Below are 25,507 nucleotides of genomic sequence, written 5' to 3'. Positions count from 1 at the left end.
TGGCCCGGCACCAGCGCCAGGCCAGGGTGTCAGCGCTTTACAGGAACACGAACTTGGCGATGAAGATCACGCTGAGCACCCACAGGCTCGGCGAAACTTCCTTCAACTTGCCGGTACCTGCCTTCAGTGCCACATAGCTGATGAAGCCCAGGGCGATGCCGTCAGCGACCGAGAAGGTCAACGGCATCATGATCACCGTGACGATCGCCGGGATGCTGTCGGTGGCTTCGTCCCATTCGATATGCGCCATGCTGCCCATCATCAGCATCGCCACATAGATCAGCGCACCGGCGGTGGCATAGGCCGGGATCATGCCCGCCAGCGGCGCGAAGAACATCGCGGCGACGAACAGCAGGCCAACCACCACGGCCGTCAGCCCGGTGCGGCCACCGGCGGCCACGCCTGCGGCGCTCTCGACGTAGCTGGTGACCGGTGGCACGCCCACCGCGGCACCGAACACGCTGGAGGCACTGTCGGCCTTCAGCGCCCGCGACAGGTTCTCGATGCGCCCGTCGGCCGCTACCAGGCCGGCGCGCTGGGCGACGCCCATCAGGGTGCCGGCGGTGTCGAACATATGCACGAACAGGAAGGCGAAGACCACGCTGATCATGCTGACGTTGAACACGCCCGCCACATCCATCGCCATCCAGGTCGGCGCCAGGCTCGGTGGCATCGACATCACCCCGCCGAACTTGACCAGCCCCAGGCCCCAGCCGGCCAGGGTGACGCTGATGATGCTGATGAGGATCGCACCGAACACCCGTTTGTAGCTGAGGATCGCGATCATCAGGAAGCACACGGCCGCAAGCAGCGGGCCGGGCTCATGCAGCGAGCCGAGCTTGATCAGGGTGGCCGGGCTGTCGACGACGATGCCTGCGGTTTTCAGGCCGATCAGCCCGAGGAACAATCCGACGCCGGCCCCCATGGCATGGCGCAGGCTCACCGGGATGCTGTTGAGCAGCCACTCGCGCACCCGTGACAGGGTGAGGAACATGAACAGCACGCCCGAGATGAACACCGCACCCAGCGCGGCCTGCCAGGTGTAGCCCATGGTGCCGACCACGGTGTAGGTGAAGAAGGCGTTGAGGCCCATGCCGGGCGCCAGGCCCACCGGCCAGTTGGCGTACAGGCCCATCAGCAGGCAGCCCAGCGCCGCGGCGATGCAGGTGGCGACGAAGGCCGCCCCGTGATCGATGCCGGCGTCGGCCATGATGTTGGGGTTGACGAAGATGATGTAGGCCATGGTGATGAAGGTGGTCACCCCGGCTATCAGTTCGGTGCGGACGGTTGTGCCATGTCGCTTCAGTTTGAAAATCCGCTCCAGCCAACCCGTTTCGGGCGGCGCAGCGATATCCAGCGTAGGGGCTTCGGATTTGCGGCTTTCCACAGCGAGTACTCCTCAAGTCTTTCTTGTTGTTCGAAGCCTGGTCCTGAGCAATGCACTTGGGGGCTCCGCGAGGGGGTGTGGCAGACGTCCGACCATTTTGTTGACTTGCGGGTCAGGAAGTTGCTCGCAGGATTATGCTTTTGTGTACAAAGAATGCAAATAATGTTTTATCTTTTGTGCGCACAAACTGCCGTACAACGGCTATATAGGTTAAAGGCCCCCTGCAGAAACGGGTCAGCCTGTGTACAATGGCGCCATACCTTGGTCCACCACCTACTTCCAGGACTTGCCCTCCACCCGCTGACAGGTAGTACAGTCACGGTCCGACTGGCAGATCCCTTGTGCTCGAGAGCCCATGAACGAACAGCTGCAACCTCTGAAAAAACCTGTGCGCACTGGCAAGGCCGGCCGCAGCGGTACCCAGGACGACATCGTCTACGCGCACATCTTCGAGGCGATCCTCGAGCAGCGCCTGGCGCCGGGCACCAAGTTGAGCGAGGAGGCACTGGGCGAGATCTTCGGCGTCAGCCGTACCATCATCCGTCGTGCGCTGTCGCGCCTGGCCCATGAAAGCGTGGTGCTGCTGCGGCCCAACCGCGGCGCGGTAGTGGCCAGCCCCACGGTGGAAGAAGCGCGCCAGGTGTTCTTCTCGCGGCGCATGGTCGAACGTGCAATCACCGAGCTGGCCGTGCAGCACGCCACCCTCGAGCAGCTCAACGAATTGCGCCAGATGGTGCGCGAGGAGCGTGACAGCTTCTCCCGTGGCGACCGTGGCGCCGGCATCCGCCTTTCCGGCGAATTCCACCTCAAGCTGGCCGAAGCCGCAGGCAATGCCCCGCTGGTGAGCTTCCAGCGCAGCCTGGTTTCGCAGACCTCGCTGATCATCGCCCAGTATGAAAGCGGCAACCGCTCGCACTGCTCGTACGACGAGCACATGCAACTGATCGACGCCATCGAGGCCCGTGATGCCCAGCAGGCGGTAAGCCTGATGATGCATCACATGGATCACATCGACAGCAAGCTCAACCTCGACGAGGAAAGCGCGTCGGACGACCTGCATGCAGTGTTCTCGCATCTGCTGAAAAAGCCCAAGGCCACCGCCAAGGGTTGATCGTTTGCCTGCATAGCTCAGGGCCCTTTCGCGGGTAAACCCGCTCCCACAGGACTGTCGTTGCCTTCGATCAAGGTAGCGTACCTGAGGGGGCGGATTTACTTGCGAATGGGCCCTTTGTCGTGACTGGCCTTCTGCCGGATCCCTGATAGATTTACTAGTTGCAAACCCCTTTTCAATGTGGTTGGGCTTGCGCAAAACGTTGCGTCCAATGGCTTGAGGAGAGGTTCATGACTACGTCCCTCGGTGTACGCATGGGTGCCGAACTGGTCGGCACTTTCTGGTTGGTACTGGGTGGTTGCGGCAGCGCGGTACTGGCCGCCAGCTCACCTGTCGGCATCGGCGTCCTCGGTGTCGCCTTCGCGTTTGGCCTGACTGTCCTGACCATGGCGTTCGCCATTGGCCATATCTCTGGTTGTCACCTCAACCCGGCGGTGTCGTTCGGGTTGGTGGTGGGCGGGCGATTCCCGGCAAAAGAACTGCTGCCCTATGTGATCGCCCAGGTGATCGGCGCCATCCTGGCCGCAGCGGTGATCTATTTCATCGCCAGTGGCAAGGCCGGCTTCGAACTGGCCAGCGGCCTGGCCTCGAACGGCTATGGCGAACATTCGCCGGGCGGCTACACCCTGGCGGCAGGCTTCACCAGTGAGGTGGTGATGACCGCGATGTTCCTGGTGATCATCATGGGCGCCACCGATGCCCGGGCACCGGCCGGCTTTGCACCTATTGCCATTGGCCTGGCGCTGACCCTGATTCACCTGATCTCGATTCCCATCACCAACACCTCGGTCAACCCGGCGCGCAGCACCGGGCCGGCCCTGTTCGTCGGCGGCTGGGCGCTGCAGCAGCTGTGGCTGTTCTGGTTGGCGCCGCTGATTGGGGCGGCGATCGGCGGTGCGCTTTACCGGGGGCTGGCAAAACAACCTTAGCGCCAAGCCAAGATCCATCGCGGGGCAAGCCCGCTCCCACGCGGTAGAACTGTAGGAGCGGGCTTGCCCTGCGATGACAGGCGCTTGTCTTAGCGCTGGTGCACGCAACGCCCGGCGGCGTAGGTTTCGCGCACGGTGCGGTCGTCACCCAGGGTGGTCAGCACGAACAGGGTTTCCTCGATGCTGTTGGACTGCTGGATGCGGTAGTCCAGCAGCGGCGTGGCCTTGTAGTCGAGCACCACGAAGTCGGCGTCGTTGCCTGGGCGCAGGCTGCCGATCCGGTCGTCCAGGCGCAGTGCCCGGGCGCCGCCGAGGGTGGCCAGGTACAGCGACTTGAACGGGTGCAGGCGCGCGCCCTGTAGCTGCATCACCTTGTACGCCTCGTTTAGGGTGTTGAGCAGCGAGAAGCTGGTGCCGGCGCCGACGTCGGTGCCCAGGCCCACATTGACCTTGAAACGCTCGGCCTGGGGCAGATTGAACAGGCCGCTGCCCAGGAACAGGTTGGAGGTCGGGCAGAAGGCGATGGCCGAGCCGGTTTCCGCCAGGCGCTTGCATTCGTCGTCGCACAGGTGCACGCCGTGGGCGAACACCGAGCGCTCGCCGAGCAGCTCGAAGTGGTCGTAGACATCCAGGTAGCCATTCTGCTCGGGGAACAGCGCCTTCACCCACTCGATCTCCTTGAGGTTCTCGGACAGGTGGGTGTGCATGTACACGCCCGGGTGCTCCTTGAGCAGTTGGCCGGCCAGAGCCAGTTGTTCGGGGGTGCTGGTGGGGGCGAAGCGCGGCGTGACCGCGTAGTGCAGGCGGCCCTTGCCGTGCCAGCGCTCGATCAGCGCCTTGCTCTGGGTGTAGCCGGATTCGGCGGTGTCGGTCAGGTAGTCGGGGGCGTTGCGGTCCATCATCACCTTGCCGGCGATCAGGCGCAGGTCCAGGCGCTCGGCTTCCTCGAACAGGGCGTTGACCGACTCGGGGTGCACGCTGCCGAACACCAGGGCGGTGGTGGTGCCGTTGCGCAGCAGCTCCTGCAGGAAGATCTTCGCCACCTTGTCGGCATGGGCCTTGTCGGCGAACTGCTTCTCGCAGGGGAAGGTGTAGGTGTTCAGCCAGTCCAGCAGCTGTTCGCCGTAGGAGCCGATCATGCCGGTCTGCGGGAAGTGGATATGGGTGTCGATGAAGCCCGGGGTGATCAGGGCATCCTGGTAGTGCACCACCTCGATGTCGGCCTCAAGCGTCGGCAGCAGCTCGCTGGCGTGGCCGAGGGCCTTGATGCGGCCGTTGTCGATTACCAGCAGGCCATCCTCGAAGTATTCCTGGGAGGCTTCCAGGCCGACCTCGGCGGGGTCGGCGATGCTGTGCAGGATGGCGGCTCGGTAGGCTTTGCGGGTTGCGGTCATGAATACGCTCGTCAAAGGGTCTGGCTGCGCCGGGAAGGCGGCAGCAACTGGGTAATCTGGCCTGCGTTGGCGGCACTGTCGTGCTGGCCGAAGCAGGCGTTGTAGGTGGCAATGATTTCGGCAGCGATGGACACGGCGATCTCGATCGGCAGCTTGCCCTTCACTTCGGCCAGGCCCATCGGGCAGCGCATCCGCGCCATCAGTGCGTCTTCGTAGCCGCGTTCGCGCAGGCGGTGCTCGAACTTGGCCCGTTTGGTCTTCGAGCCGATCAGGCCGAACCAGGTGAAATCATTGCGTTTGAGAATGGCGGCGGTCAGTTCCAGATCCAGCTGGTGGTTGTGGGTCATGACGATGCAGTAGCTGCCTGGCGGCAGGTCCGCGACTTCGTCGACCGGCTCCTCGCTGACGATCTTGCTCACCCCGTTGGGTATGTGCTCGGGGAATTCCTGTTCGCGCGAATCGATCCAGCGCACCCGGCAGGGTAGCGCGGCGAGCAAGGGTACCAGAGCCCGGCCGACATGGCCTGCGCCGAACACGGCGATCTGTGCCTGCACGCCGCTCATCGGTTCGAACAACAGCACCGTGGCACCGCCGCAGCACTGGCCGAGGCTGGCACCCAGGCTGAAACGCTCCAGGTGTGGCGTGTAGCGGTGCTCCTCGAGCATCTGTCGGGCGATGTGCAGCGCCTTGAATTCCAGGTGGCCACCGCCAATGGTGTCGTACAGCGCGCTGGCGCTGACCACCATCTTCGAGCCTGCGTTGCGCGGGGTGGAGCCGCGCTCTTCGATGATGGTCACCAGTACGCAGGGTTCGCCGCGAGCTTGGTGATCGGCGAGGGCGTTGATCCATTGGTGCATGTCTGAATCCTCGGCAAGTTCTGGCGTGGGAGCGGCGGTGCGGCGACCCGACTTGCCCCGCGATGATTGACGCCCGATCGCGGGGCAAGCCCGCTCCCACGGATGCTTTTACTGATGGATGCTTTCCAGTTCCTGCTCCACAGGTTGCTGCGCAGCCACCGCCTTGCGCATCTGCTCGCAGCCCCACAGCACCCGCTCCGGCGTCGACGGCGCGTCGATGTTCGGCTGCACGCGGTAGTCGGCGATGCTCGCCACCGCGTCCTTGATCGCGCACCAGGCGGCGATGCCGAGCATGAAGGGTGGCTCGCCCACGGCCTTGGAATGGAACACCGTGTCCTCGGGGTTCTTGCGGTTTTCCACCAGCTTCACGCGCAGGTCGATCGGCATATCGGCAACCGCCGGGATCTTGTAACTGGCCGGGCCATTGGTCATCAGCTTGCCCTTGGCGTTCCACACCAGTTCTTCGGTGGTCAGCCAGCCCATGCCCTGGACGAAGCCGCCCTCGACCTGGCCGATATCGATGGCCGGGTTCAGCGAGTCGCCCACGTCATGCAGGATGTCGGCGCGCAGCATCTTGTATTCACCGGTCAGGGTGTCCACCACCACCTCGACGCAGGCGGCGCCGAAGGCGAAGTAGTAGAACGGCCGGCCGCGTGCCTGGCTGCGGTCGTAGAAGATCTTCGGCGTGCGGTAGAACCCGGTGGTCGACAGCGAAACCTGGGCGAAGTAAGCCTGCTGTACCAGTTGCTCGAAGCTGACGATCTGGTCGCGGGCGCGTACATGGCCGTTGCGGAACTCGATGTCTTCCTCGGTGACGTTGTAATGCCGCGCGGCGAACTCGGTCAGGCGTTTCTTGAGGATTTCGGCGGCGTTCTGCGCGGCCTTGCCGTTCAGGTCGGCGCCGCTGGACGCGGCGGTCGGCGAGGTGTTGGGCACCTTGTCGGTGTTGGTGGCGGTGATCTGGATGCGGTTGAAATCCACCTGGAACACTTCTGCCACCACCTGGGCAACCTTGGTGTTCAGGCCCTGGCCCATCTCGGTGCCGCCGTGGTTCAGGTGGATACTGCCGTCGGTGTAGATGTGGATCAGCGCGCCGGCCTGGTTGAGGAAGGTGGCGGTGAACGAAATACCGAACTTCACCGGGGTCAGCGCCAGGCCTTTTTTCAGCACCGGGCTGTTGGCGTTGAAACGGCGGATCGACTCGCGGCGCTCATGGTAGTCGCTGCTGGCCTCGAGCTCTGCGGTCATCTCCTCGAGCATGTTGTGCTCGACGGTCTGGTAGTAGTGGGTGACGTTGCGATCGGTCTTGCCGTAGTAGTTGGCCTTGCGCACCGCCAGTGGGTCGAGCGCCAGGTGGCGGGCGATATGGTCCATCACCTGCTCGATGGCGACCATCCCCTGTGGGCCGCCGAAGCCGCGGTAAGCGGTGTTGGAGGCAGTGTTGGTCTTGCAGCGGTGGCCATGTACCGTGGCATCGCCCAGGTAGTAGGCGTTGTCGGAGTGGAACATGGCGCGGTCGACGATCGAACCGGACAGGTCCGGCGAGTAGCCGCAGTTGCCGGCCAGGTCGAAGTTGATGCCGTGCAGGCGGCCGTTGTCGTCGAAGCCCACGTCGTACTCGACGTAGAACGGGTGACGTTTGCCGGTCATGGTCATGTCTTCGACCCGTGGCAGGCGCATCTTGGTCGGCTGGCCGGTCAGGCGCGCAATCACCGCGCACAGGCACGCGGGGCTGGCGGCCTGGGTTTCCTTGCCGCCGAAGCCGCCACCCATGCGGCGCATGTCGACGACGATCTTGTGCATCGGCACGTCGAGCACTTCGGCCACCAGCTTCTGCACCTCGGTGGGGTTCTGGGTGGAGCAGAACACGATCATGCCGCCGTCTTCGGCGGGCATCACCGAGCTGATCTGGGTTTCCAGGTAGAAGTGCTCCTGGCCACCGATGTGCAGGGTGCCCTGGATACGGTGCGGGGCGCTGGCCAGGGCGCTGGCCGAGTCGCCGCGCTGGTGGGTGTGGCTGTCGAGCACGAAGTGCTTCTTGCGCAGGGCCTCGACCACGTCGAGCACTGGTTCCAGGTCTTCGTACTCGATGATCGCGGCCATGGCCGCGCGGCGTGCGGTTTCCAGGTCGCGGGCAGCGACGGCGAGCACCGGCTGGCCGAAGAACTCGACCTTGTCGATGGCCAGCAGCGGGTCGCCGGCCACCACCGGGCCGATGTCCTTCAGGCCCGGAATGTCTTCATGGGTGATGGCGATGCGCACGCCTTCGAACTGGTAGCACGGCGTGGTATCGATGCTCAGGATCCGCGCGTGGGCACGGTCAGCGGTGCGCGCATAGACGTGCAACTGGTTGGGGAACTCCAGGCGGTCGTCGATATACACCGCCTCGCCCGCCACATGCTTGTCGGCGCTGTCGTGCTTGAGGCTGCGGCCGACCCCGGTGGTCAGGTCCTGGCTGAACAGTGCGGCCATCTCGGCCTGGCTCTTGACGGCGTGATGGTTAGACATAGTCGGTCACCCGGGTTTCGATGTGCGGCGATTGCAGTTCGATGAAGTACTTGCGCAGCAGGTTCTGCGCGGTCAGCAGGCGATACTCGCGGCTGGCGCGGAAGTCGCTGAGCGGGGTGAAGTCTTCGGCCAGGGCCTGGCAGGCACGCTCGACGGTGGCCTGGTTCCAGGGCTTGCCGCGCAGGGCAGCTTCGCAGGCGCGGGCGCGCTTGGGGATCGCGGCCATACCACCGAAGGCCACGCGTACGCCACTGACCACACCTTTCTCGATGCTCAGGTTGAACGCCGCGCACACCGCGGAAATGTCGTCATCCAGGCGCTTGGACACCTTGTAGGCGCGGAACGCCCAGTCGCTGGTGGCGCGGGGGACGATGATCTTCTCGATGAACTCGCTGTCCTGACGGGCAGTGATGCGGTAGTCGATGAAATAGTCTTCCAGGGCCAGGGTGCGCTGGCGCTCGCCCTGGCGCAGGACGATCTGCGCATCCAGGGCGATCAGCAGGGGCGGCGAGTCACCGATCGGCGAGGCGTTGCCGATGTTGCCGCCCAGGGTGCCCTGGTTGCGGATCTGCAGCGAAGCGAAGCGGTGCAGCAGCTCGCCGAAGTCGGAGTATTCCTCGTTCAGGGCGGTGTAGCAGTCGGTCAGCGGGGTGGCGGCGCCGATTTCCAGGTGGGTGGCGGTCTTTTCGATACGCTTGAGTTCGGCGACATGGCCGACGTAGATCATCACCGGCAGGGTGCGGTGGAACTGGGTGACTTCCAGTGCCAGGTCGGTACCGCCGGCCAGCAGGCGCGCCTCGGGGTGCGAGCTGTAGAGGTCGGCCAGGTCGGCCACGGTGAGAGGGACCAGGCAGCGCTTGTCGCCGCTGTTGAGTTCACCGGTCTGTTGCGGGGCGATGGCCTTGAGGCGGGCGATGGTCTGCGCCTGCTGCGCGTCGAACTGGTCGCGGCAGGGGCGGGCGCAGCTCTGCTCGGCAGCGTCGAGAATAGGCCGGTAACCGGTGCAGCGGCAGAGGTTGCCGGCCAGGGCTTCCTGGGCCTGGTGCAGGTCGTGGCCTTCGCTGTTTTTCTGCAGGGCGAACAGCGACATGACGAAACCGGGGGTACAGAAACCGCACTGCGAGCCGTGGCAATCGGCCATGGCTTTCTGCACGCTGTGCAGTTCGCCCTGGTGTTTGAGGCCTTCTACGCTGATCAGCTGTTTACCGTGAAGGGAAGAGACAAACGTCAGGCACGAGTTGAGGCTGCGGTAGCGGATGCTGTCACTGCCCAGTTCGTCGGCGACGAGTTCGCCGACGACCACGGTGCAGGCGCCGCAGTCGCCGCTGGCGCAGCCTTCCTTGGTGCCGGGTTTGCCCAGGTGCTCACGCAGGTACTGCAGCACCGTCATGTTCGGGTCCAGGGCATGCTCGTTGCGCAGCTCCTGGTTGACGAGAAACTGGATCACGGGGAGGGCCTCGCAATGGTTTTATTGTTGTTCGGGCGGACTCTAAGCAAGGGCTGACCTCTTGGTCAATAATTTTCTGACTCAAAGGTCAAGAAATTGCCTGCGCCACGTTCGAGCCGCCTCAAGGAACCTTTCTCAAGCATAGTTCGCGCCGGGCAACAGGGTTGACCGGGCAGTCGCACAAAGCACGTGATCCCCCCTGCGCGAGCGCCAGGCAAGTGCGCTACAATCGCGCGCTTGTGCACAGCGACCCGATTTTGAAGGAAAACCATGACGTTCAAGGCGCCGGACAGCCTCTCCGAGCAAATTGCCCACTACCTGGCCGAGCGGATCATCCGCGGCGAACTCGCGCCCGGCGAGCGCATCCAGGAGCAGAAGGTCACCCAGGCCCTCAACGTCAGCCGTGGTTCGGTGCGCGAGGCACTGCTGATCCTCGAGCGTCGTCACCTGGTGGCGATCCTGCCGCGGCGCGGCGCCCATGTGACGGAACTCGACGAAAACAGCGTGCGTAGCCTGTGCGCGCTGATGGGCGAGTTCTACATCCTGCTGGGCAATGCCGTTGCCCTACATTGGCGCACCGAGGCCGACCTGCGCCCGTTCCTGGAAATCCAGCAGCGCCTGGCCCAGGCTCACGCCAAGCAGGACATCAAAGCCTTCGTCGCCGACAGTTTCGCGGTGATGCGCGCCGCTTACCCGTTCGCCAACAACCCCTATCTGCAGGAAACCGTCGAGAACCTGCAGCCGGCCATGAGCCGCGCCTACTACCTGGCCCTCGACCAGCGCCAGGCCAACATGGTCGATTACCTCAACCTGTTCGCCCGCCTGCTCGAAGCCGTGGTTGCCCGTGACCAGCCACGCATCCGCGAGGTGCTCACCGCCTATTGCCAGCGCAGCTGCGAGCTGGTGCTGGCGGCCTTGGCGCGGATCTGACCGATGCGTCTGAAGTGCATTCGCCTGGCCGGTTTCAAGTCGTTCGTCGACCCGACCACGGTCAACTTCCCCAGCAACATGGCGGCCGTGGTCGGCCCCAACGGCTGCGGCAAGTCCAACATCATCGACGCGGTGCGCTGGGTGATGGGCGAGAGCTCGGCGAAGAACCTGCGCGGCGAGTCGATGACCGACGTCATCTTCAATGGCTCCACCAGCCGCAAGCCGGTCAGCCAGGCCAGCATCGAGCTGGTGTTCGACAACAGCGACAACACCCTGGTGGGCGAGTACGCCGCGTACGCCGAGATTTCGATCCGGCGCAAGGTCACCCGCGACGCGCAGAACACTTACTACCTGAACGGTACCAAGTGCCGCCGCCGCGATATCACCGACATTTTCCTCGGTACCGGCCTGGGCCCGCGCAGTTACTCGATCATCGAGCAGGGCATGATCTCCAAGCTGATCGAAGCCAAGCCTGAAGAACTGCGCAACTTCATCGAAGAAGCGGCCGGCATCTCCAAGTACAAGGAGCGCCGCCGCGAAACCGAGAACCGTATTCGCCGCACCCAGGAAAACCTGGCACGCCTGACCGACCTGCGCGAAGAGCTGGAGCGCCAGCTCGAACGCCTGCACCGCCAGGCCCAGGCCGCCGAAAAATACCGTGAATACAAGGCCCAGGAGCGCCAGCTCAAGGCGCGCCTGGCGGCCCTGCGCTGGCGCGACCTGGATGACCGCGTGCGCCAGCGCGAAAGCGTCATCGGTGACCAGGAAATCGCCTTCGAGGCCCTGGTGGCCGAGCAACGCAATGCCGATGCCAGCATCGAGCGCCTGCGTGATGGTCATCACGAATTGTCCGAACGCTTCAACCAGGTGCAGGGCCGCTTCTATTCGGTGGCCGGCGATATCGCCCGGGTCGAGCAGAGTATCCAGCACGGCCAGCAGCGCCTGCGCCAGTTGCAGGACGACCTGAAAGAGGCCGAGCGCACCCGCCTGGAAACCGAATCGCACCTGGGCCATGACCGCACGTTGCTGGCCACCCTCGGTGAAGAGTTGCAGATGCTCGAGCCCGAACAGGAGCTTACCCTGGCCGCCGCCGAAGAAGCCGCTGCGGCGCTGGAGGAGGCCGAGCTGGGCATGCACGGCTGGCAGGAGCAGTGGGACAGCTTCAATGCTCGCTCCGCCGAGCCGCGCCGTCAGGCAGAAGTGCAGCAGGCGCGCCTTGCCCAGCTTGAAACCAGCCTGGAGCGCCTGGGCGAGCGTCAGCGCAAGCTGGGCGAGGAAGACGAGCAACTGGTCGCTGACCCGCAAGATGCTGAAACGCTCGACCTGGCTGAGCAGGTGCTTGGCAGTGAGCTGTTGCTCGAAGAGCTGCAGCTGCAGGAGCAGCAGGTGGTCGAGCAGCTCGAGGGGCTGCGTGAGCAGTTGCAGCAGGCCAGCCGGGCGCAGCAGCAACAGCAAGGCGATCTGCAGCGTCTTGGTGGTCGCCTGGCGTCCCTGGAAGCCTTGCAGCAAGCTGCGCTGGAGCCGGGCGTCGGCGCCGCCGACTGGTTGCGTGGGCAGGGCTTGCAGCAGCAGCCGCGCCTGGCCGAAGGCCTGAGGGTCGAGCCCGGCTGGGAGCTGGCGGTCGAGACGGTGCTGGGTGCCGATCTGCAGGCCGTGCTGTTGGAAGGCTTCGACAACCTCGAATTCGCCGCGCTGGAGCAGGGCGAGCTGCGCCTGCTGCTGAGCGCGGGCAAGGGAGCAAGTATCCCCGGCAGCCTGCTCGACAAGGTCGAGGGGCGCACCGATCTGTCGCCCTGGCTTGGCCTGGTCAAGCCAGTGGAAAGCCTGGAGCAGGCACTGGCCCTGCGCCCGACCTTGGCCGAAGGCCACAGCCTGGTCAGCCGCGACGGCTACTGGGTTGGGCAGCATTTCCTGCGTGTGAGCCGCGGCGGTGAGTCCCAGGGCGGTGTGCTGGCCCGTGGCCAGGAAATCGAGCGTCTGGGTCAGGAACAGTTGGAGCAGCAGGCGCAGCTGGAACAGTTGGACGAGCAGTTGCAGCGTCTGCGTGAGCAGCAACTCGACCTGGAAGAGCAGCGCGAACAGCTTCGCCGCCGTAGCCAGGATGAGAGCCGCCAGCATGGCGAACTCAAAGCGCGCCTGTCCGCCGGCCGCGCCCGCGCCGAGCAGCTCGAACTGCGCCGTAAGCGTCTGCACGAAGAACTGGCTGAGCTGCAGGAGCAGCGCGCCCTGGAACACGAGCAACTGGGCGAGTCACGCCTGCTGCTGCAGGACGCCCTCGACCTGATGGCCCAGGACACCGAGCAGCGCGAGCAGTTGATGGCCCGGCGCGACAGCCTGCGCGAAGGCCTCGACCGTATCCGCCAGGAATCCCGCCAGCACAAGGACCATGCCCATCAACTGGCCGTGCGCCTGGGCTCGCTGCGCGCTCAGCACGATTCCACCCGCCAGGCCCTCGAACGCCTGGAACAACAGGCCGCGCGCCTGGGCGAGCGTCAGGAGCAGTTGAGCCTGAACCTGGAGGAGGGTGAGGCGCCCCAGGAAGAGCTGCGCCTCAAACTCGAAGAGCTGCTTGAGCGGCGCATGAGCGTCGACGAAGAGATGCGCCAGGCCCGCCTGCACATGGATGAAGCCGACCGCGAACTGCGCGATGCCGAGCGCCGTCGCACCCAGGCCGAGCAGCAATCGCAGTTGTTGCGTGGCCAGCTGGAGCAGCAGCGCCTCGAGTCCCAGGGCCTGGATGTACGGCGCAAGACCTTGCAGGAACAATTGCTGGCCGACGGCTACGATCTTCCGGGCGTGCTTGCCACACTGGATGAACACGCCAGCGAACAGGGCACCGAACAGGAACTGGAGCAGCTCGATGGGCGTATCCAGCGCCTGGGCGCGATCAACCTGGCGGCCATCGAGGAGTACGAGCAGCAGTCCGAGCGCAAGCGTTACCTGGACGCCCAGAATGCCGACCTGGTTGAAGCGCTGGAGACTCTGGAAAACGTCATTCGCAAGATCGACAAGGAAACCCGTAACCGCTTCAAGGATACCTTTGATCAGATAAATGCCGGATTACAGGCACTTTTCCCAAAAGTTTTCGGTGGCGGCAGCGCTTATCTGGAACTGACGGGCGAAGATCTACTCGATACAGGGGTGACGATCATGGCGCGCCCGCCGGGCAAGAAAAACAGCACGATCCATTTGCTGTCCGGCGGCGAGAAGGCGTTGACCGCCCTCGCCCTGGTGTTCGCCATCTTCAAGCTGAACCCGGCGCCGTTCTGCATGCTCGACGAAGTCGATGCACCGCTGGACGACGCCAACGTCGGGCGCTATGCGCGCCTGGTGAAGGAAATGAGCGAGAGCGTGCAGTTCATCTATATCACCCACAACAAGATCGCCATGGAAATGGCCGATCAATTGATGGGGGTGACCATGCACGAACCGGGCTGTTCACGTCTTGTGGCGGTGGATGTCGAGGAGGCCTTGGCCATGGTCGATGCATGACGTAGGAAGATTGGATGCGATCAAGCAGGTAAAATCCGCAGCAGGTGCGACAGACGGTGTAAAGTTGCCTTTGGTCGTGCTAGCTTTACGTCACTTGTTTTTGCGTGGGTAAAACGCCTGTCAGAACATAGAGTTGGCGCCACGTGTTAAAGGCCTTTGAAGCCTTTGTTTTCAAGCATATTTTTTATAGAGGCACGGGATTACATGGAAATCGGTCTGCGCGAGTGGCTGATCCTCATCGGCGTCATTGTCATTGCCGGGATTCTTTTCGACGGCTGGCGTCGCATGCGCGGCGGCAAGGGCAAGTTGAAATTCCGTCTGGACCGTAGCTACGCCAATGCCCAGGACGATGAGGGCAGTGCCGAAGTGCTCGGCCCTTCACGTGTGCTGGATACGCATAAAGAGCCCGAGCTGGACGAGACCGACCTGCCGTCGCTGAGTGCGCCGGCGCGTGAGCGTGAGCGCGAGCGTGAAGCCAAACCGGCCAAGCAGCCCAAGCGCGGCAAGCGCAACAACAGCGAGCCACAGCAGGGTGACCTCAATCTCGCCGCCGAGCGCGAGCCCGACCTGTTCGCTGAAAGCGACGATGAAGTGGTTGTCGACAACAGCAGCCGCAACAGCGCCCCAGCCAGCAGCGCCAGCACCCCAGCCAGGGAGCTGCCGCCGATGGAAGAAGTGCTGGTGATCAGCGTCATCTCCCGCGATGAAGGCGGCTTCAAGGGCCCGGCCCTGTTGCAGAACATCCTGGAAAGCGGCCTGCGCTTCGGCGAGATGGACATCTTCCATCGCCACGAAAGCATGGCTGGCCACGGCGAGGTGCTGTTCTCCATGGCCAACGCGGTCAAGCCCGGCGTGTTCGACCTGGACGACATCGACCACTTCAGCACCCGTGCCGTGAGCTTCTTCCTTGGCTTGCCTGGCCCGCGCCACCCCAAGCAGGCCTTCGACGTGATGGTCGCGGCCGCGCGCAAGCTGTCCCACGAGCTCAACGGCGAGCTCAAGGACGACCAGCGCAGCGTGCTTACCGCCCAGACCATCGAGCACTACCGCCAGCGTATCGTCGAGTTCGAGCGCCGGGCGCTGACGCAGAAACGCTGACACACACCAGCGGGGCGGCCCTTGCCTCGGTCCGCACCGCAATGATTCAAGCAAAAGAGCAGCCTGGGGCTGCTCTTTTGCTTTGCACGAGAAGACGAAAACATGAACGCCGAAACCCGAATCCATGAACTGCGCGCCGAACTCGACCAGCACAACCACCGCTATTACGTGCTCGACGAGCCCAGTGTGCCGGACGCCGAATACGACCGGCTGTTCAATGAGCTCAAGGCGCTGGAGGCCGAGCACCCGCATCTGGTGACCCCCGACTCGCCCACTCAGCGGGTGGGCGGTGCGGCGCTGGCGGCGTTCAGCCAGGTGCGCCACGAGGTGCCCATGCTCAGCCTGGGCAACGCCTTCGAAGAAGACGACTTGCGTGATTTCGACCGTCGCGTGGTCGAGGGGCTCGACCTTCCCAGTGGCGATCTGTTCGCTGCCCGTGCCGCCGTCGATTACAGCTGCGAACCCAAGCTCGACGGCCTGGCGGTCAGCCTGCTGTACCGCGACGGCCAGCTGGTGCAGGGTGCCACCCGCGGCGACGGCACCACCGGCGAAGACATCAGCGCCAACGTGCGTACCGTGCGCAACATTCCGCTCAAGCTGCAGGGCGAGGGCTGGCCGGCAGTGCTGGAGGTGCGTGGCGAGGTGTACATGAGCAAGGCTGGTTTCGACCGGCTCAACGCCGTCCAGGCCGAAGCCGGTGGCAAGACCTTCGCCAACCCGCGCAACGCTGCCGCCGGCAGCCTGCGCCAACTGGACTCGAAGATCACCGCCAGCCGCCCGCTGGAGTTCTGCTGCTATGGCGTCGGCCAGGTGTCGGAGCCTTTCGGTGACAGCCATATCGGCATTCTCGAGAAGCTCAGGGGCTGGGGCCTGCCCATCAGCCGCGAGCTGCGGCACGCGGCCGGCATCGAAGAGTGCCTGGCTTACTACCGGGATATCGGCGAGCGGCGCAATGGCCTGCCCTACGAGATCGACGGGGTGGTCTTCAAGGTCAACAGCCTGGCCTCGCAGCGCGAGCTGGGTTTCCGCGCCCGTGAACCGCGCTGGGCGATCGCTCACAAGTTCCCGGCCATGGAAGAGCTCACCGAGGTGCTCGACGTCGAGTTTCAGGTCGGCCGTACCGGTGCGGTAACGCCCGTGGCGCGGTTGAAGCCGGTCAAGGTGGCCGGGGTTACCGTGTCCAATGCCACCCTGCACAACATGGACGAAGTCGCCCGTCTTGGCCTGTGCATCGGCGACACGGTCATCATCCGCCGTGCCGGCGACGTGATCCCGCAGGTGATGCAAGTGGTGACCGAGCGCCGCCCGGCCGATGCCCGGCCGGTGCAGGTGCCCAGCGTCTGCCCGGTGTGCGGCTCGCAGGTCGAGCGCACGCAGTTGGTCAAGCGCAGCAAGGGCAGGGCGACCACCAGCGAGGGTGCGGTGTACCGCTGTGTCGGCCGCTTGAGCTGCGCAGCCCAGCTCAAGCAGGCGATCATCCACTATGTGTCGCGCCGGGCCATGGACATCGACGGCCTGGGCGAGAAGAGCGTCGAGCAACTGGTCGACGAAGGCCTGATCCGCTCGCCGGCCGACCTGTACAAGCTTGAGTTCGAGCAAGTGGTCGCGCTGGAAGGCTTCGCCGAGGTGTCCAGCCGCAAATTGCTCGAAGCCATCGAGGCCAGCAAGCGTCCGCCCCTGGCGCGCTTCATCTTTGCCCTGGGCATCCCCGATGTCGGCGAGGAGACCGCCAAGGTGCTGGCCCGCTCGCTGGGCAGCCTGGCGCGGGTACAGGTGGCGCTGCCCCAGGTGCTCACCTACCTGCCGGACATTGGCCTGGAAGTGGCCTACGAGATCCACAACTTCTTCGAGGCCGAGCACAACCGCGAAGTGATCGAGCAATTGCTGGCCAGTGGCATGCAGTTGCAGGACGAGGGCGAGCTGGCCGCCGAGTTCGCCGCCTGCACCACCCTGGCCGGGATGCTGGCCAAGCTCGACATCCCTTCGGTCGGCCCGACCGGCGCCGAGAAGCTGGTGGACAAGCTGGGCACGCTGGACAAGATCATCGCCGCCGATGGCATCGATTTGCGTCAGGCGTTGAATACCAAGCAGGCCGAGGGTGTGCGCGAGTTCTTCAAGGTGGAAGCCAACCAGCAGTTGGCCCGGGCCATCGAAGCCCAGTTGCTCGAATTCGGCATGCATTGGTCCTGCGAGAAGAAAACCGCCGAGGGCCTGCCCCTGGCCGGCCAGACCTGGGTGCTGACCGGTACGCTGGAGCGCATGAGCCGGGATGTCGCCAAGGAGAAGCTGGAAAGCCTGGGGGCGAAAGTGTCGGGCTCGGTCTCCGGCAAGACCCACTGCGTGGTCGCCGGCCCCGGTGCCGGCTCCAAGCTGGCCAAGGCCGGTGAGCTGGGGGTCAAGGTGCTGGACGAGGAGCAGTTCGTGGCCTTCATGGCCGGGCAGGGCATTGACCTCTAACCGCCCGTGGGAGCGGGCTTGCCCCGCGATGAAGCCACCACAAGTCCTTGAGAAATGATGGTTTTTTCTCAAGCAAAGGTTGTAACTTCAGCGCAGAACGGTACAATGGCGCGGCTCGTCACTTGGCGAGCCGTCGTGGTGGCCCCATCGGTCCCCCCGCATTGATTACCCGTTTACCTGGTCAGGTCCGGAAGGAAGCAGCCAAGGCGGGGACATTGAGTGCCGGGGTGTGGCTGGTGGGGCCGCCTCCATTTTGGGCGCAGGCATTTTCGCTTCGCGTACCTTTCGTACCCCGCCTGTACCCTCTCTTTACGCCCGCGCAAGCCTTTACCCCTGCACAATCGTGCGTGGCGCCTTATCATGCACCCAGCGTGTCAGTCCGTTCGGCCAGGAGATAGCGACCGTGGAACATGTCGACGACCTCACCCGTCACAAGATCCGGGAATGGCAACTGCGCCGCCTGGAGATCAAGGACCAGATGGCCGCCAGCCCCGAGCGGGTGCTGGAACTGTCGCAGGTGCTCGACCAGATGGAAGAGGAGCACGAGCGCATACTCGCCGAGGCAACGCCGCCAGCGCCTGTTGCCGCGGCCCAGGCCCTGCTCGAACTTCATTTGAACCTATCGGCAGGCAGCGTGCGTGACCTGCGCAAGTTGCTGGAGCTGGCACTGCACGAACTCGATGGCGTGTTCGATGAGCCTCAGCCGGGTGCCCGCCACCCTGGCGGCATGGCGGGTTCACTGGGTGCTTACCAGTTCGAACTGCTGGTTGGCCAGGCGCCGGATGCCAACACGCCCTGAATCAGCCTTTGCCTGGACATTGAGCGCACATGCAGCCTGAACATTTCAATTTCTCCTGCCCTGTCTTCCTGCCCATCACCCTGGAGCGCTGCCAGGGGTTGCTGCAGGCCGAAGGCGTGCCCGCCCTGGACGCGCTGAGCGACCCTGAGCTGGCGGCCTTGCTGGTGATCCAGAACCTTGCCCAGGCCCAGGGCAAGCTCGATGCGCCGGCGGCGGAGAAGGTGCTGGGCAAGTTGCTGGCCTGGTCCGTCGATGGCCCCCATTCGCCGGACGTGAGCCTGCTGTCGGAAGCGCGCCGGCTGTTCGATGCGCGCAAGCTGTATTTCGGCCTCGAGGTGATCAAGGCGTCGAAGTTGCGCCTGCTCACCGACGAAGAGGTGCAGGCGGGCGATTACCTGCTGGCCGACGGCAAGTGGGATTTCGACTTCAGGCTCCGCCGACAGCAAGCCGACAACCCCTTCAGCCAGCAGGTGGTGACCGGTTTCGACAACGAGCGCTGGCTGACCGTCGAGCAGGACAAGCTGCTCAAGGTCATCCGCGCCAACCTGGACGAAGACATCCATGTCCAGGGCTACGCCGGCATCGGCAAGAGCTACCTGCTTGGCGCGCTGATGGATTGCCTGCCACGCGGTCGGGTGCTGGCCCTGGCGCGCACACCGGCCAAGCTTGGCACCCTGCGCCAGCGCATGGGGCTGGATCCGCAGGCCAAGGTCGGCATGACCTTCGGCCAGTTCGCCAAGGCCCTGCTCAAGGATGCGCAGCCGGCCAACGCCAGGGCCGCGGCGCGAGGCCCAGGCAAGCTCAAGCTGGCGCAGGAGCTTGGCATCGTCGGGCTGCGCCAGTACGACGCCGAGCATGCCCTGGATATCTGCCTCGAAGTGCTGCACAGCTATTGCGAGTCGCGTGACTACAGCCTGTCGAATCGCCACCTGCCATTCTTCCGGCAGGCGCTGTCGGGTGTCGATGCCCAGGTCCTGCTCGAGTACGCCAGCCGGCTATGGCGCTACCTGGAGACGCACCCGGCCTGGGGGGCGCAGACCGGCTTCGAAGCGCTGCTGCTGATCAAGCGTGCCAGCCTGGGTGGCTGCAGTGTGCCCACGCGCTTCAGCCACGTGATCATCGACGAGAGCCAGGACGTGCCGGGCTCGCTGTTGCAAGTCATCGAGCGCGGGCGGCAGGTGCTGATCACCCTGGGTGACGAATACCAGAAGGCCTCGGGTGCCGTGGTGCGGCGCGAGCGCCAGGTGCGGCAGAAGGATATCGCCTTCGCCGTTCGCTCCGGGCCAAAGGTCGAGCGCCTGATCAACCCGTTGATCGACGTGCATTCACAGAAGTCGAAAGTGGCCTTCGAGGCTGCGCGCAACGTGGATGTCGGTATCGAGCTGTTCCCCCAGGGCTTCATTCCACCTGAAGGCTGCGTGGTGCTGACCGCCTCGCGTTGGGATAGCATGCGCTGGGCCATGGAACTGGCCGAGACCGGTTGCCTGCTGAAATTCCCCGACTGGCCCGACATGCGACGCTTCATGGCCACTGCGGTCGGACTGTTCCGGGCGGCATTGCATGGCCCGATGCAGGACGCCGAAGGGCCGCACCCGCACTTTGCGCACATGCTCGACTGGCAGCAGGTACGCGATGCCGAGCGCTTCGATGAGTCGTTCCTGTGGGTCGAGGCGCGGTTGCAGGACGGTTACAAACTCGCCGACCTTACCACCCTGGCGGCGCGGGTCGCCGAGCAGCGTGCCAGCCTATTGCTGATGATGGCCGAGGAGGCCGGCGGCCTTGAGTTCGACCATGTACTGCTCACGCCCGAACTGATGACCACCAACCGCTTCAAGGATGCCTACGCTTTCGACGCGCGTATCTGCGCCGTGTACATCGCTTTGTCGCGGGCGCGGCGCCAGCTGTATCTGCCCTATGACGTGCAGGAGTGGATCGCTTACCACAAGGGCCAGCCGTTCCGCGAACTGCACGGTTACTGAAGGCTCACTTGCGCGGCGCTCGGCCGGGCCTGCCCTGGCTGGCGGACACCTTCATCAAGCGCTGGAAGGTCGGGCACTGCAGGTGATGCTCTTCGGGGCACACCGCCGCGTGCCGCAACCCCTTGCTCATCGCCTGCAGGCGCTTGATCCGCTGGTCGATCTCGTCGGCCTTGGCCAGCAGCAATTGCCGGTCGACCTGCTGCTCGGCCAGCATCGCCGCCACTTCATCCAGCGAAAACCCGGCCGCCTGGCCCAGGGCGATCAACGCCAGGCGCTCGGGCGTATCGGCCGGGAACTGACGGCGCTGGCCCCGGCCGGACAATGCCGTGAGCAGGCCCTTGTTGGCGTAGTAGCGCAAGGTCGAAGCCGGTACACCACTGCGCCTGGCGACATCGGCAATATCCATCTGGGGCCCCTTGACTTGAAGTTGACTTCAACTTGCATGCTGCTTGGCAAAGACCATTTCCGTCAATCTGCCCAGGGCCTTCGCCATGACCGTCTCCTCATTGATTTACTCCATCCTGCTCATCGGCATCGGCGCCACGCTGGTGATGGACCTGTGGACGCTGCTGCTCAGGCGCCTGGGCGTTACGACCCTGAACTACGCCATGGTCGGCCGCTGGGCGGGGCATCTGCTGCAAGGGCGCTGGCGGCACCCAGCGATCGGCAAGGCCGCACCGGTTCGCGGTGAGCTGGCGTGGGGGTGGGTGCTGCACTATGCCACCGGGCTGCTGTTTGCCGGCCTGCTGATCGCGTTGGTCGGGGAGGCGTGGCTGGGTCAGCCTGCGCTGCTCCCGGCGTTGTCGTTCGGGGTCATCTCGGTGCTGGTGCCGCTGTGCGTGATTCAGCCGGCACTGGGCGCGGGGTATTTTGCCGCCAATACGCCAGCGCCGCTGAAGAGCTGCTTGCGCAGCCTGGCAACGCATTGTGTGTTTGGCAGTGGTCTGTACCTGGCCGCGCTGGGTGCGCTGTGGCTCGTAGGCTAGAGGTCTTTGCTGTCGGCGACAGGTGGCGCCGGCAACGCTTGGGTGTAACGCTCGATGATCCGCTCGACCTCCCCGGACTGCTTGAGCCTCACAAATGCCCTGAGCACTGCCTGTGTCGGTAGCGCCGGATCGTTGCGCACCATGCAGCTCAGTGCCTGTTCTTCCAGCACCGCGAGCCCATGCAGTTGCTTTGCCGGCGGCAGCCCACGGTTGAACCATTGCAGCGACAGCTGGTTGCTCACGGCATGCTGATAGCGCCCGGCCTGCAGCTTTTGCAGGGCCAGCTCCTGATTGCGGCTGTCTTCGCGCTGCAACTGGCCACGGGCAAACAGCGGGGCGAGGCTGGGGTAGCTGTAGCCCAGCACGGTGCCCAGCGCCTGTGGGGGGAGGGCGTCGGCGGTGGTGGCGCTGTCGCCGGGGCGGCCGACCAGCAGGTCGCGCTGCTCGATGAGCGGGATGCTCCACAGGTAGTCGCCGTTGCGGCTGGTCAGCCATTGCGGGGAGACGTAGCAGCGCACGTCGATGTCGCCGCTCTCCATGGCCTCCTGCAGCCGCAGTCGGGCCATCACATGGTACTGCGCCCGCACCCCCGCTTCGCGGGCCGCAGCCTGCATCAGCTCGAACAGAATGCCCTCCACCGGCTGCCCCTGCTCGATGCGCATCAGCGGCATGCTCCAGCTCTCGGCCACGGAAAAGCGCAAAACTGGCGGCTCGGCCAGGCTGTACGCACTGCATAACCACAGGAGGACCAAGGCTCGCCGCACGTCTCATCCTCCCTGATCAGCCCGGAGCTATGCCTGCTGCTGAGCTTAGACGAGATCCGCAGGGTGCAATTTCCCCCTCGCTCCGCTAGCATTAGCGCTCTTTCCGCCCGCTCCGGTCACGATGGTTTTTTGATGAGTTATCAGGTTCTTGCACGTAAATGGCGTCCGCGCTCGTTCCGCGAAATGGTCGGCCAGACCCATGTGCTCAAGGCTTTGATCAACGCCCTGGACAACCAGCGCCTGCACCATGCGTACCTGTTCACCGGCACCCGTGGGGTGGGCAAGACCACCATCGCGCGGATCATCGCCAAGTGCCTGAACTGCGAAACCGGCATCACCTCCACGCCCTGCGGGACCTGCTCGGTGTGCCGCGAGATCGACGAAGGCCGCTTCGTCGACCTGATCGAGATCGACGCCGCCAGCCGCACCAAGGTCGAAGATACCCGCGAGCTGCTCGACAACGTGCAGTACGCCCCCAGCCGTGGGCGCTTCAAGGTCTACCTGATCGACGAAGTGCACATGCTCTCGACCCACTCCTTCAACGCCTTGTTGAAGACGCTGGAAGAGCCGCCGCCCTACGTCAAGTTCATCCTCGCCACCACCGACCCGCAGAAGCTGCCGGCAACCATCCTGTCGCGCTGCCTGCAGTTCTCGCTGAAGAACATGAGCCCGGAGCGGGTGGTCGAGCACCTCAGCCATGTGCTGGGCGCCGAGAACGTGCCATTCGAAGACGACGCCCTGTGGCTGCTGGGCCGCGCTGCCGACGGCTCGATGCGCGACGCCATGAGCCTGACCGACCAGGCCATCGCCTTTGGCGAAGGCAAGGTGCTGGCGGCTGATGTGCGGGCAATGCTCGGCACGCTTGACCACGGCCAGGTGTACGGTGTGCTGCAGGCACTGCTCGACGGCGATGCCCGGGCATTGCTGGAAGCGGTGCGCCACCTCGCCGAACAGGGGCCGGACTGGAACGGCGTGCTCTCGGAAATGCTCAACGTGCTGCACCGTGTGGCCATCGCCCAGGCGCTGCCCGAGGCGGTCGACAACGGCCAGGGCGACCGTGATCGGGTGCTGGCGCTGGCCCAGGCACTGCCCGCCGAGGATGTACAGTTCTACTACCAGATGGGCCTGATCGGCCGTCGCGACCTGCCGCTGGCACCCGACCCGCGTGGCGGCTTCGAAATGGTCCTGCTGCGCATGCTGGCGTTCCGCCCGGCCGACAGCGACGATGCACCGAAACCGGTACTAAAGCCGGTGGGGATCAGCCAGGCCACAGCTGATCCGGCCCCACCGGTGGCAGCTGCGGCAGTTGCCGTCGCAGCGCCCGTTGAACCTGTTGTCGCGCCAGCCGCCGTTCAGGTCCCGGTAGAGGCGCCTGTCGTCGCCGAGGCCGTGGCTGAAGCGCCTGCCGCGCAGCCAGAGCCAGCCCCGGCGCCCGAGCCTGAACCTGAGCCTGAGCCTGAGCCGGTCGAGGCAGTGATCGACCTGCCCTGGGAAGAGCCCGCCGCACCGCCTGTGCCGGTCGTGGCCGCGCCGCAGCCCGAGCCTGTGGTGGTCGAGGCGCCCGTTGCCGAGACCGCCAGCAGCCAGCCGGACTACGACGAACCACCCTTCGACCCGTCCGCGTACAGCCCGGCGGGCATGGACCGCGACGATGAGCCCCCGGCGGACGAAGACTACTATGTCGCGGACAGCGACCCGGCGGGCTTCAGTTACCTCGATGAACTGGCCGAGCATGTGCAGGAAGATCAGCCCGCCAAGGCGCCCGAACCTCTGCCGGCCGCTCAGCCCGCCACGGGCCTGGCCCTGCAATGGCTGGAATTATTCCCACAGTTGCCTGTCTCGGGTATGACAGGCAACATCGCCGCGAACTGTACCTTGATCGCCGCCGATGGCGACGACTGGCTGCTGCACCTGGATCCGGGCCAGGGTGCGCTGTTCAACAGCACGCAACAGCGGCGCCTCAACGATGCGCTCAACCAGCAGCTGGGGCGCGACATCCGGCTCAAGATCGAACTGATTCGCCCGGAACAGGAAACCCCGGCCCAGGCCGCGTCCCGCAAGCGCGCCGAACGCCAGCAGGACGCGGTGCTGTCGATCGAGCAGGATCCATTGATCCAGCAGATGATCCAGCAGTTCGGCGCAACGGTGCGGCAGGATACTATTGAGCCTGTGGATGCCCTGGCCAGCCAGGGCCAATAACGGATAACCATGCGGCCGGCCCTGTGCGCGGCCGCATTACATGAACCAATCGAGGTATACCCCCATGATGAAAGGTGGCATGGCCGGCCTGATGAAGCAGGCCCAGCAGATGCAGGAAAAGATGCAGAAGATGCAGGAAGAGCTGGCTAACGCCGAAGTCACCGGCCAGTCCGGTGGTGGCCTGGTCAGCGTGGTGATGACCGGTCGCCACGACGTCAAGCGCGTCAGCATCGATGACAGCCTGATGTCGGCTGACGCCGACGACAAGGAAGTGCTCGAAGACCTGATCGCCGCCGCGCTCAACGATGCCGTGCGCAAGATCGAGCAGAGCAGCCAGGAGAAGATGGGCGGCATGACTGCCGGCATGCAGCTGCCGCCTGGCTTCAAGATGCCGTTCTGATCGGCGTTGCGTTACCCCGGGGGAGCAACGGCCAGGCGGTCGTTGCTCCCTTGTTCATTCTGTTTCCTGAACTGGCAGGCCCGCATACATGAGCTTCAGCCCCCTGATCCGCCAACTGATCGACGCCCTGCGCATTCTGCCCGGTGTCGGCCAGAAAACCGCCCAGCGCATGGCCCTGCAACTGCTCGAGCGCGACCGCAGTGGCGGTACGCGCCTGGCCCAGGCCCTGAGCCAGGCCATGGACGGCGTTGGCCATTGCCGCCAGTGCCGTACCCTGACCGAGCAGGAGCTGTGCCCGCAGTGCGCCGACCCGCGCCGTGATGACAGCCAGCTGTGCGTGGTCGAAGGGCCGATGGATATGTTTGCAGTGGAGCAGGCCGGCTATCGCGGCCGTTACTTCGTGCTCAAGGGGCACCTGTCGCCGCTCGATGGCCTGGGGCCGGATGCGATCGGTATTCCGCAGCTCATGGCGCGGATCGAAGAGCAGGGCACCTTCAGTGAGGTGATCCTGGCAACCAACCCCACGGTGGAGGGGGAGGCGACGGCTCACTACATCGCCCAGCTGCTGGCCGAAAAGGGCTTGAGCGCTACGCGTATCGCCCATGGCGTACCGCTGGGTGGCGAACTGGAGCTGGTGGATGGCGGGACCTTGGCCCATGCGTTTGCCGGGCGCAGACCGATTTCGCTGTAAGTCTTCGTAAAGCATCGCGGGGGGGGGGGTATGGACACGGCACCACCCGTGTAGAGGGTGTTCCCTGTTCTTTTCCTGC

The 25,507-nt window shown here is 64.7% G+C and carries 19 protein-coding genes and 1 other RNA gene; 13 read left to right on the top strand and 7 right to left on the bottom strand.

What is annotated here, in order from left to right; genetic code table 11:
- Positions 1-37: 37 nt before the first annotated feature.
- On the bottom strand, positions 38-1,387 hold the full coding sequence (locus ACO6VM_RS21645; RefSeq protein WP_110991819.1) for an NCS2 family permease: 1,350 nt from the start codon (positions 1,385-1,387) through the stop codon (positions 38-40).
- A 355-nt stretch (positions 1,388-1,742) separates the two neighbouring features.
- On the opposite strand from ACO6VM_RS21645, the gene ACO6VM_RS21640 reads away from it, so the two are divergent.
- Together ACO6VM_RS21640 and aqpZ are read left to right on the top strand one after the other, a co-directional pair.
- Positions 1,743-2,498, top strand: a complete 756-nt coding sequence (locus ACO6VM_RS21640) for a GntR family transcriptional regulator (RefSeq protein ID WP_110991818.1) — start codon at positions 1,743-1,745, stop codon at positions 2,496-2,498.
- A gap of 230 nt (positions 2,499-2,728) precedes the next feature.
- Positions 2,729-3,427, top strand: coding sequence for an aquaporin Z (gene aqpZ, locus ACO6VM_RS21635; protein ID WP_422403805.1), 699 nt, complete (start codon positions 2,729-2,731; stop codon positions 3,425-3,427).
- A gap of 89 nt (positions 3,428-3,516) precedes the next feature.
- On the opposite strand, the gene guaD is transcribed toward aqpZ, so the two are convergent.
- From guaD to xdhA, 4 genes are all read right to left on the bottom strand, one after another.
- Positions 3,517-4,821: a guanine deaminase gene (guaD, locus tag ACO6VM_RS21630; RefSeq protein WP_401056345.1), complete on the bottom strand. Its 1,305-nt coding sequence runs from the start codon at positions 4,819-4,821 to the stop codon at positions 3,517-3,519.
- An 11-nt stretch (positions 4,822-4,832) separates the two neighbouring features.
- The gene (gene xdhC, locus ACO6VM_RS21625) at positions 4,833-5,678 is read right to left on the bottom strand and encodes a xanthine dehydrogenase accessory protein XdhC (protein WP_110991815.1); all 846 of its coding nucleotides are present in this window, start codon (positions 5,676-5,678) and stop codon (positions 4,833-4,835) included.
- A 108-nt stretch (positions 5,679-5,786) separates the two neighbouring features.
- Positions 5,787-8,186 (bottom strand): xanthine dehydrogenase molybdopterin binding subunit, encoded by a 2,400-nt coding sequence (gene xdhB / locus ACO6VM_RS21620; protein WP_401056343.1) that lies wholly within the window; start codon positions 8,184-8,186, stop codon positions 5,787-5,789.
- Positions 8,179-9,633 (bottom strand): xanthine dehydrogenase small subunit, encoded by a 1,455-nt coding sequence (gene xdhA, locus ACO6VM_RS21615; RefSeq protein WP_401056341.1) that lies wholly within the window; start codon positions 9,631-9,633, stop codon positions 8,179-8,181. The genes xdhB and xdhA overlap by 8 nt, the downstream gene beginning before the upstream one ends.
- A 270-nt stretch (positions 9,634-9,903) precedes the next feature.
- On the opposite strand from xdhA, the gene ACO6VM_RS21610 reads away from it, so the two are divergent.
- The 7 genes from ACO6VM_RS21610 to ACO6VM_RS21580 all read left to right on the top strand — a co-directional run bounded on the left by ACO6VM_RS21610 (position 9,904) and on the right by ACO6VM_RS21580 (position 20,388).
- Positions 9,904-10,563 carry a GntR family transcriptional regulator gene (locus ACO6VM_RS21610; protein ID WP_153785085.1) on the top strand — a complete coding sequence of 220 codons (660 nt, stop codon included), beginning with the start codon at positions 9,904-9,906 and terminating at the stop codon, positions 10,561-10,563.
- 3 nt (positions 10,564-10,566) lie between these two features.
- Positions 10,567-14,055: a chromosome segregation protein SMC gene (gene smc / locus ACO6VM_RS21605; protein ID WP_422403804.1), complete on the top strand. Its 3,489-nt coding sequence runs from the start codon at positions 10,567-10,569 to the stop codon at positions 14,053-14,055.
- A gap of 204 nt (positions 14,056-14,259) precedes the next feature.
- Positions 14,260-15,153 (top strand): cell division protein ZipA, encoded by an 894-nt coding sequence (zipA, locus tag ACO6VM_RS21600; protein ID WP_125464940.1) that lies wholly within the window; start codon positions 14,260-14,262, stop codon positions 15,151-15,153.
- A 102-nt stretch (positions 15,154-15,255) separates the two neighbouring features.
- Complete coding sequence (gene ligA, locus ACO6VM_RS21595) at positions 15,256-17,610, top strand: NAD-dependent DNA ligase LigA (protein WP_422403803.1); 2,355 nt, start codon at positions 15,256-15,258, stop codon at positions 17,608-17,610.
- Between the two features lie 145 nt (positions 17,611-17,755).
- Positions 17,756-17,852, top strand: an RNA gene (ffs, locus tag ACO6VM_RS21590) — signal recognition particle sRNA small type.
- Positions 17,853-18,013: 161 nt separating this feature from the next.
- Positions 18,014-18,409, top strand: a complete 396-nt coding sequence (locus tag ACO6VM_RS21585; protein WP_422403802.1) for a hypothetical protein — start codon at positions 18,014-18,016, stop codon at positions 18,407-18,409.
- A 29-nt stretch (positions 18,410-18,438) separates the two neighbouring features.
- Positions 18,439-20,388 (top strand): hypothetical protein, encoded by a 1,950-nt coding sequence (locus tag ACO6VM_RS21580; RefSeq protein WP_422403801.1) that lies wholly within the window; start codon positions 18,439-18,441, stop codon positions 20,386-20,388.
- 4 nt (positions 20,389-20,392) lie between these two features.
- Here the strand turns inward: ACO6VM_RS21580 and ACO6VM_RS21575 are convergent, their stop codons facing one another.
- On the bottom strand, positions 20,393-20,794 hold the full coding sequence (locus ACO6VM_RS21575; RefSeq protein ID WP_390967315.1) for a helix-turn-helix domain-containing protein: 402 nt from the start codon (positions 20,792-20,794) through the stop codon (positions 20,393-20,395).
- 85 nt (positions 20,795-20,879) lie between these two features.
- Between ACO6VM_RS21575 and ACO6VM_RS21570 the strand changes: the two genes are divergently transcribed.
- The gene (locus ACO6VM_RS21570) at positions 20,880-21,374 is read left to right on the top strand and encodes a DUF2938 domain-containing protein (RefSeq protein ID WP_422403800.1); all 495 of its coding nucleotides are present in this window, start codon (positions 20,880-20,882) and stop codon (positions 21,372-21,374) included.
- Here ACO6VM_RS21570 and ACO6VM_RS21565 read toward each other — a convergent pair.
- Complete coding sequence (locus ACO6VM_RS21565; RefSeq protein ID WP_401056308.1) at positions 21,371-22,138, bottom strand: substrate-binding periplasmic protein; 768 nt, start codon at positions 22,136-22,138, stop codon at positions 21,371-21,373. The two genes, ACO6VM_RS21570 and ACO6VM_RS21565, sit on opposite strands and share 4 nt — an antisense overlap.
- Before the next feature lie 132 nt (positions 22,139-22,270).
- On the opposite strand from ACO6VM_RS21565, the gene dnaX reads away from it, so the two are divergent.
- From dnaX to recR, 3 genes are all read left to right on the top strand, one after another.
- Entirely contained in the window at positions 22,271-24,337 is a 2,067-nt protein-coding gene (dnaX, locus tag ACO6VM_RS21560) for a DNA polymerase III subunit gamma/tau (RefSeq protein ID WP_422403799.1), read from the top strand.
- Between the two features lie 64 nt (positions 24,338-24,401).
- Positions 24,402-24,737: a YbaB/EbfC family nucleoid-associated protein gene (locus tag ACO6VM_RS21555; protein WP_110991796.1), complete on the top strand. Its 336-nt coding sequence runs from the start codon at positions 24,402-24,404 to the stop codon at positions 24,735-24,737.
- An 88-nt stretch (positions 24,738-24,825) separates the two neighbouring features.
- Positions 24,826-25,428, top strand: coding sequence for a recombination mediator RecR (gene recR / locus ACO6VM_RS21550; protein WP_110991795.1), 603 nt, complete (start codon positions 24,826-24,828; stop codon positions 25,426-25,428).
- The last annotated feature ends 79 nt before the right edge of the window (positions 25,429-25,507 follow it).

Source organism: Pseudomonas sp. GZD-209 (assembly GCF_049310485.1).
GTDB lineage: Bacteria > Pseudomonadota > Gammaproteobacteria > Pseudomonadales > Pseudomonadaceae > Aquipseudomonas > Aquipseudomonas sichuanensis.
Note: the sequence above shows the minus strand (reverse complement) of the source record. Positions and strands in the feature narration are given on the sequence as shown.

Bases quoted from the DNA above. Each gene is read 5' to 3' on its own strand.
- ACO6VM_RS21640 (WP_110991818.1), top strand. From the start codon at position 1,743: ATGAACGAACAGCTGCAACCTCTGAAAAAACCTGTGCGCACTGGCAAG.
- aqpZ (WP_422403805.1), top strand. From the start codon at position 2,729: ATGACTACGTCCCTCGGTGTACGCATGGGTGCCGAACTGGTCGGCACT.
- guaD (WP_401056345.1), bottom strand. From the start codon at position 4,821: ATGACCGCAACCCGCAAAGCCTACCGAGCCGCCATCCTGCACAGCATC.
- xdhC (WP_110991815.1), bottom strand. From the start codon at position 5,678: ATGCACCAATGGATCAACGCCCTCGCCGATCACCAAGCTCGCGGCGAA.
- xdhB (WP_401056343.1), bottom strand. From the start codon at position 8,186: ATGTCTAACCATCACGCCGTCAAGAGCCAGGCCGAGATGGCCGCACTG.
- ACO6VM_RS21610 (WP_153785085.1), top strand. From the start codon at position 9,904: ATGACGTTCAAGGCGCCGGACAGCCTCTCCGAGCAAATTGCCCACTAC.
- smc (WP_422403804.1), top strand. From the start codon at position 10,567: ATGCGTCTGAAGTGCATTCGCCTGGCCGGTTTCAAGTCGTTCGTCGAC.
- zipA (WP_125464940.1), top strand. From the start codon at position 14,260: ATGGAAATCGGTCTGCGCGAGTGGCTGATCCTCATCGGCGTCATTGTC.
- ligA (WP_422403803.1), top strand. From the start codon at position 15,256: ATGAACGCCGAAACCCGAATCCATGAACTGCGCGCCGAACTCGACCAG.
- ACO6VM_RS21580 (WP_422403801.1), top strand. From the start codon at position 18,439: ATGCAGCCTGAACATTTCAATTTCTCCTGCCCTGTCTTCCTGCCCATC.
- ACO6VM_RS21575 (WP_390967315.1), bottom strand. From the start codon at position 20,794: ATGGATATTGCCGATGTCGCCAGGCGCAGTGGTGTACCGGCTTCGACC.
- ACO6VM_RS21570 (WP_422403800.1), top strand. From the start codon at position 20,880: ATGACCGTCTCCTCATTGATTTACTCCATCCTGCTCATCGGCATCGGC.
- dnaX (WP_422403799.1), top strand. From the start codon at position 22,271: ATGAGTTATCAGGTTCTTGCACGTAAATGGCGTCCGCGCTCGTTCCGC.
- ACO6VM_RS21555 (WP_110991796.1), top strand. From the start codon at position 24,402: ATGATGAAAGGTGGCATGGCCGGCCTGATGAAGCAGGCCCAGCAGATG.
- recR (WP_110991795.1), top strand. From the start codon at position 24,826: ATGAGCTTCAGCCCCCTGATCCGCCAACTGATCGACGCCCTGCGCATT.